The sequence below is a fragment of the Microbispora sp. ATCC PTA-5024 genome (genome assembly GCF_000511135.2).
Lineage (GTDB): Bacteria > Actinomycetota > Actinomycetes > Streptosporangiales > Streptosporangiaceae > Microbispora > Microbispora corallina.
In genome coordinates this window covers 796,447-802,892 of sequence record NZ_KI866526.1, presented here as the reverse complement: position 1 = coordinate 802,892, position 6,446 = coordinate 796,447, and the positions used below count along the sequence as shown (strand labels likewise).

Below are 6,446 nucleotides of genomic sequence, written 5' to 3'. Positions count from 1 at the left end.
CCCCGCCGAGGTTCGGTGACGAGCCACTAGCTCGGAAGTGCCCGCCGTCGACAACAGCGTTCTCCGTAGGGGCCGTAATCGTGGACGCCGAGGGTAACGAGATCTCTCGCGGATACTCCCGCGAAACAGACCCTCGCGTACACGCTGAAGAGGCAGCTCTCGCCAAGCTCGGGACGATCGACAAAACCCGCCTTAAGGGTTCGACGATCTACAGCACCTTGGAGCCCTGCTCAGAACGACGATCGCGACCGCGCACATGCACCCAGCTCATCATCGAAGCCGGGATTCCCCGCGTGGTCGTCGCCTGGCGCGAACCGAGCCTGTTTGTCGCTGACTGCCAAGGGGTCGAACTCCTGACAAGCCACGGCATCGAAGTCCTCGAAGTGTCGGACCTGGCTTCCTTGGCTAGCGCAGTGGGCATGCCCTCCGGGCAACGCTTTAACGGTGGGTGAAGTCCAGGTCCACGGAGTACTTCTTCACGGCCGATGCGGCAATGTCCGCGAGCACCCGGGTCACCTTGCCGGAAAGGTCGATGACGACCGCCTGGAAGTTCTTTCCCGTCTCCTTACGGACGACGAGGTGCTTCTCGTCCCACCAGCCGTACATGTCGTCGGCCGGGAAACCGACCCTACCGGCACTCTTGCCGGTGCGGGTGTGCCATAGGCACATGCCACTGCTGGACGGGCAGTACGTTACGAAACGAGTACCGGAGGGCGAGAAGGCGTGCGCCCCTTCGGCCAGGACTCCGAGACCGGAGTAGGTTTTCACGTTTTTCCCGTCGGGTCGCAGAAAACGAAGCCGCGCGTCGTCGTACGCGAGGACATGAACGCCGTCCGGCGTCCAAGTGAAATAGGAGTCCTCATACGAATTGGGCAGCGGCACGTACCGTGTCGTCCCCTTGAGTGCGTCGATGGTCAGAAATCCGGTTCGCTTCTTCTTGAAGACCAGTTGGACGGCCTTGGTGCCGTCGGGCGACCAGGCGAAGTACCCTCCGTTCAGAGGCTTGCAGACGCTCGGAACCGATAGATGCAGGACCGTGCCGCTGCGCCGGTCGATCACATCGAAGGTCTCGCAACCGTTGTCATCCAGATAGGAGCCCGCCCCGAGCGCTCGCCTGCCGTCCGGGGAGACCGCGACCCGCCAATACTCCGCCATCTCGGTGAAGGTCGAGCTACTCGTCCGCAAATAGGCCATCGCCGTCCGGCCCGCCAGCCAGTACGAGGTAACCACGAGGCGGTCGCCCGACTTCTCGTGCACAGTGACGGCGACACCAGGTAGCCGCAGGTTGCGAGTACGAGCCGACACCTCCGCGGTAGCCGGGCCGCCGGCCGCTCCCAGTCCCACCACCAAAGCCGTAAACGTCACCAGCCCGGCCATACGCCGGTAGATCATAAAAGGCACGGAGAGAGGCTACGGGAGACACGACACCTGTCACCACTCTTTCCTCTGGCTGGCGCTCCGCGAGCAGCAGACGGCCAGAGAAGTTATCCTCCGTTGTGTGTCGCCATCGTTCGAGCCGCCGGCAGAGCCGTTGTCGACACCTGCGCCAAGCGAGTCGCATGGGTCAACCTCTTTGCGGAGTCCTTCGGGTATGTTCCCTTGATTACACTCCGGGACGACGGCTACGAGATCGACGCCGTGCTTACGGCAGAAATCGTCTCGTTGGGGCTGGATGGCACCGAACGGCCCTAGGACCTATGTCGAAGTCCGCTGTGGCGTTTGGGAGGTGCTCACAGAGCCTCGACACCGCCAACGACCAGACGGGACAAATCGGGCCACGGCCAGTCCTGTGAGAAGTTTCTGTACGTCTTCAAGGCGGCCCGAAGCCGGGCCGCACGCGCCGCCGTCACGGCAACGCCGCCGCCTCCCGCTGACGCTCCCGGCGGCCGGCTATAACCACGCCGGACGGCTGGCGCGAACAAGTCGAGACGGGCCGCCGCGCGACAGTACAGGTCGGTCACAGGGCGGTGGGCTGGGCTGGAACAGCCGCCAGTACTGCGCGGTGCGGGGTGGCGCCTCCGGCGGGGCGCTCCGGCTCCGGGATGGCCTCGAACACACGTGCGGGTTGTGGGGTGGCTGGGGTGGGAGCCATCCCGCCCGCCACTCAACCCCAGGCAAGCCCAGCAGACCGCCTCCTCCGCCGCAAGCCCGGCTGTGACCCTTTGCGTCCAATGGCCGTGGAAGGTGCCCAGGCGGAGGGACACGTCAAGCCGGGCTTGCACCTCCGTCGCCGGCCCGCTGCCGCTCCGCGGTGGGGTCGACGGCAGACGGGATGGATGGGCTGTTGGGCGCGGGGCACCCGCGCACCGGCCTGGCGAGCTGATGGAGGACAGCCGCTGGCGGGCACGCGGTGACGGCCCTCCGCTCCCGAAGGTGTCCGCCGCCTCAAAGTAGGTTGAGCGGTGCTCGCTGGCCCTCCACTCCGAATGCGTATCTCCTTTGCCCCCGCGAGACCCTTAGTCGTGATGGCCTGGTGGGTCGGCTTCCGCCCGGGTCGGCGGCGAAGGCGAAGGCTGCGGCCCGGTCCCGCAGCAGGCCAGCGAGCTCGGGAGAATCGATCACCTCGAAGGGCCATCGCACCCAGAGCAGGCCGCCGGCGAGGACTTCGAGACGGACGTCGGCGATGCGCCAGTATGTCGCTGCCTGACCGGTGGGGGTCGTCGCCGGGGCGAAGTCGGTGGCGAAGCCACCCATGTACGCCTGTACCTGTTCGATCGGCGCGTGGATCAGGATCGTCGCTGTATGTTTACGAGGCGGAGCCCCGAGCCGGCTGGTGACGAACGCGACCGGGTCGCCTCCGGGGACCTCCTGCGGCTCGAAGCGCACGCCCGTCGCTGATGCTCGCGTGATCCGATCGACGCGCAACACCCGCCAGCCACGGTCGAGGTCGCGGCACACGAGGAACCACCGGGTCTGCCGGGGCACCAGGGCGGCAGGCTCGACGTGGCGCGGGGACTCCCGTCCGGTGTCGGCACCCTCGGTGCTCATCACGAGCAGCTGGACCCGCTCCGCATCCCGGCACGCCAGCGCCAGGACTGCCAGCACGTCGGCGTTCATCGGAGCCGGATACGCGCCGGCCACCGCGTTCGGTGTGCCGCCGAGGGCGACCGAGGAGCGCAGCGCCCGCACCCGCCGACGCACCGCAGAGGGCATCACCTGCTCCATTTTGGCCAGGGCGGTGAGCGCGACCTCGCCCCCGCCGGCAGCGCCGTTGGCAGCCGACGAGGCGAGGGCGGCGGCCACGGCGAGCGCCTCGTCCGGGGTGAACACCAGCGGCGGCAGGTCGCTGCCCGTGGACAGTCGGTAGCCGCCATCGGGACCGCGACGTGCCTCGATGTGATAGCCGAGGCCCCGCAGCCGCTCCACGTCCCGCCGGAGTGTGCGGCCGTCGACGCCGAGCCGGCCGGCGAGCTCGCCGCCGGTCCAGGACCGGCGGGCTTGCAGCAGCTCCAGCAGGCGCAGCGCCCGCTCGGTCGTGGTCTGGTCCGACATACTCGTCAAGCTAGCCGAAATGCGGGCAGAAAATGACCTAAACCGTCCCTAGGTTGGAGTTCAAGCCGGACCGACCGGCACTACTTACCTAAGGTGAGCCATCTTGACCATCCTTGTCACCGGCGCGACCGGCGCTGTCGGCCGTCACCTCGTCACGACCCTGCTCGCCCGCGGCGCCGCCGTACGTGCGCTGACCCGCAAGCCCGATGACGCGGACCTGCCAGCCGCGGTCGAGGTCGTCGCCGGCGACCTGGCCGACGCCACCACACTCGGGTCGCAGGTGTTCGACGGTGTCGATCGCGCCTTCGTCTTCCCCGCTCAGGGCGTCGAGGCGTTCGTCACCGCGGCCATCGCGCATGGCGTCCACCGCTTCACCGTGCTGTCCTCCCTCGCTGCCGCGAAGGAGTTCCCGCGGGACTACGGGTCGGCGAGCCAGCTTCACCACAGCGCGGTCGAGGCCGTCGTGACCGGCCGCACCGATGCCTGGACGATCCTGCGGCCCGGCACCTTCGCCAATAACCTGCTCTCCTGGGCCTGGCAGATCCGCTCCGGCGCACCGATCCGGGCGCCGTACCTTGCATCGGCACAGGCCCCGATCCACGAGTACGACGTCGCCGAGGCCGCCGCCGAGACCCTGCTCTCCGACGAGCATCTGGGTGAGGTGATCCCTCTCACCGGCCCGCAAGCTCTGACCCGCTCCGAGCAGGTGGCGATCATCGGCGAGGCACTGGGGCGGGAGATCCCGCTGGTGGAGATCACGCCCGAGGAGTTCCGCGCCGAGACCGCGCAGTTCATCCCCGGGCCGGTGATGAAGATGCTGCTCGACTACTGGCACGACACCCTCACCGTCCCCGACGTCCCGCGTCCCGTCACCGTGGTGACCGGGCGGCCGGGCCGTACTCTGGCGGAGTGGGCCGCCGATCACCGGGCCGACTTCGAGGCCGCCTGACGAGGCTGGGCAGACGCGATGGTCGGGCAGGAGCCACGAAAACCGGATCCGCCCGACCAATCGTGAGCCGCCAGGACTGAGCGGACGGGGAGAGGGCGCGGGGACCGCGCCGCCGGCCCGCTGCGCTCCGCGGTGGGGTCGACGGAGCCGGGCCGCCTCCCCCAGGGGCGGGCCATAGATCGGGCTCGTCACTGCGCACCGATGAGCGGTTGAGGTATCACTCGCGGGGTATTGTTGCTTTACCGGTGACTTGTCCTCGCCTGACTTGGGCACGCGGACGACTTCTCTCGCATCGGGATCGGATGCCGTTATGACTGCTCTCGCAGTCACCATCACGCACGAACCCGCCCGGACGATCCTCACCCTCGACGGTGAACTCGACATGGTCTCAAGCGCCCGCCTGACCGACACAATCGATGCTGCCCTGTACGGAGGTCGCCAGCACCTCGTGGTGGACGTTTCCAATCTCACTTTCTGCGACTCGGCTGGCATCTGGGCTCTGCTGCGGGCGGAGCGGACCGTCAGCGCCGCGGGTGGCACGCTGGAACTCGCCAACGTCCAGGGCATCCTTAAGCGTGTCCTCGACCTCACCGGAGCCGCGAGAGCCTTTCGCATCATCACTCCCGGTCAGCTGACCTCTCCGTGATAGATCGTCCAGCCGTCCGCCCAGACCAACATGGGCGAGCCGTCATAGGTTGTGTCAGCGGCAGCACTCTGTTCTGTCTCTGTTCCGCCGGAGCACGAGAGATTCCCGAAACTGCTGGCGACTGCTGAAACATGAAATCCCAGCTCAGTCCCCATCTCGGAGATCGGCCGCAGGTCAGAGAAACGCTGCGATCAGAACCCGGCCTACAGGCCGGCTCGTCCACCTTCACATCCCTGTCTTCGGCAATACCCTCAGTCTCGGCGGGCCCGTCACGTCGACCCACATATACCCAGGTCGGCGTCTTCGCAGCTCAGGACGCATGCTTTTGATGGACTTCCCAAGCTGACAGCGTGGATTCGATTTCCTGTCACCGGCAGGGCAGGATCGGTAAGCAGGCAGACAGAGCCACAGGCGGTGAAGCGGGTTGAAGATCGGGGACTACCGGGAGCTGTTCTCCGCGCTCCGTAAGCGGCCACTCTTGTACCTGCCTCAGACGGACTTCACCAGCGTCATTGCGTTTGTCGAAGGCTGCGATCACGGGAACGCGCGCACCCTGCTCACCGGCTTCCAGGAATGGCTGGTGACCCGTGTCGGGTGTGGGAACAACCTGGTCTGGTGGAGCCTCGTTCTGCGTCTGACCGAGCCGGAGGGCCCGAAGAGCCCGCGTGACATGGACCCCGACACTGACGCCCGCGCCGTCGAGACGCTACTGCAATGCCTGGACGACTTTCTGGCACTGCGCCAGGAGCACGACGGGCTGAACAGGATCTACGCCGCTCATCAGGCATGGCTCGACGCTCGCGCGCTCAACCACTGCCTCGAATCTGGAGCAGCGGCATGCCCAGCCGTGGATTGGCCAAGGCCGCCGACCAAATAATGGAGTCGTGGTTTTGGGGACAAGGAGAGGTCACGACCTTGATCGCGTGCCAGATGCGTGCCAGAACGGGCAGCGATCAGCGGGTAGTCGCGGGGACTCACGGTCACTCGGACGGCCTTGACCTGCATCCTCGTTTTCCCAACTCAAGTGAGCAAGATCAGTAGCCTATTCCCAAGCTGGCAGCGCGGGGTTTGATTCCCGTCACCCGCTCCACACACGAAGGCCCAGGTCAACGTACGGCTTGCACATGACCGTGCCTCATGCGTCTCCTGACTTCGACCGGCGAGAATGCCTTCGGCGAGAACTCAGGCCAAGGTCACCGATGGCAGCCGCAGTGTGGAGGCCCGTGCCCGCGCATTGCCATACTGCAGTTCCCTCCACCAAGGCGGCGTGTAAGCCAAGCCGGTGCTCGGGACAGGTCGGCCACACTCCCCAGATGTGTTCCATGATGTCGCCCTGAACCGCGTCGGTGACGTCCCCTC

General features: G+C 66.7%; 6 protein-coding genes. 4 read left to right on the top strand and 2 right to left on the bottom strand.

What is annotated here, in order from left to right; genetic code table 11:
• Positions 1-452, top strand: a 452-nt coding sequence (locus MPTA5024_RS40365) for a deaminase (protein WP_084370222.1), incomplete at its 5' end; no start/stop codon positions are given.
• On the opposite strand, the gene MPTA5024_RS34330 is transcribed toward MPTA5024_RS40365, so the two are convergent.
• Complete coding sequence (locus MPTA5024_RS34330; protein ID WP_198167555.1) at positions 439-1,401, bottom strand: hypothetical protein; 963 nt, start codon at positions 1,399-1,401, stop codon at positions 439-441. The two genes, MPTA5024_RS40365 and MPTA5024_RS34330, sit on opposite strands and share 14 nt — an antisense overlap.
• A 984-nt stretch (positions 1,402-2,385) precedes the next feature.
• A complete protein-coding gene (locus tag MPTA5024_RS34325) occupies positions 2,386-3,492 on the bottom strand; it encodes a helix-turn-helix transcriptional regulator (RefSeq protein ID WP_036331932.1) in 1,107 nt (368 codons plus the stop codon).
• 103 nt (positions 3,493-3,595) lie between these two features.
• Here MPTA5024_RS34325 and MPTA5024_RS34320 point away from each other — a divergent pair, with 103 nt between their 5' ends.
• From MPTA5024_RS34320 to MPTA5024_RS34310, 3 genes are all read left to right on the top strand, one after another.
• Positions 3,596-4,441 (top strand): SDR family oxidoreductase, encoded by an 846-nt coding sequence (locus MPTA5024_RS34320; RefSeq protein ID WP_036331931.1) that lies wholly within the window; start codon positions 3,596-3,598, stop codon positions 4,439-4,441.
• A 310-nt stretch (positions 4,442-4,751) separates the two neighbouring features.
• Positions 4,752-5,087: an STAS domain-containing protein gene (locus MPTA5024_RS34315; protein ID WP_051459000.1), complete on the top strand. Its 336-nt coding sequence runs from the start codon at positions 4,752-4,754 to the stop codon at positions 5,085-5,087.
• 424 nt (positions 5,088-5,511) lie between these two features.
• Positions 5,512-5,964: a hypothetical protein gene (locus tag MPTA5024_RS34310; RefSeq protein ID WP_036331930.1), complete on the top strand. Its 453-nt coding sequence runs from the start codon at positions 5,512-5,514 to the stop codon at positions 5,962-5,964.
• Positions 5,965-6,446: the final 482 nt, after the last annotated feature.

Excerpts from the sequence above, each read along its gene's own strand:
- MPTA5024_RS34325 (WP_036331932.1), bottom strand. The coding sequence starts at position 3,492 with ATGTCGGACCAGACCACGACCGAGCGGGCGCTGCGCCTGCTGGAGCTG.
- MPTA5024_RS34315 (WP_051459000.1), top strand. The coding sequence starts at position 4,752 with ATGACTGCTCTCGCAGTCACCATCACGCACGAACCCGCCCGGACGATC.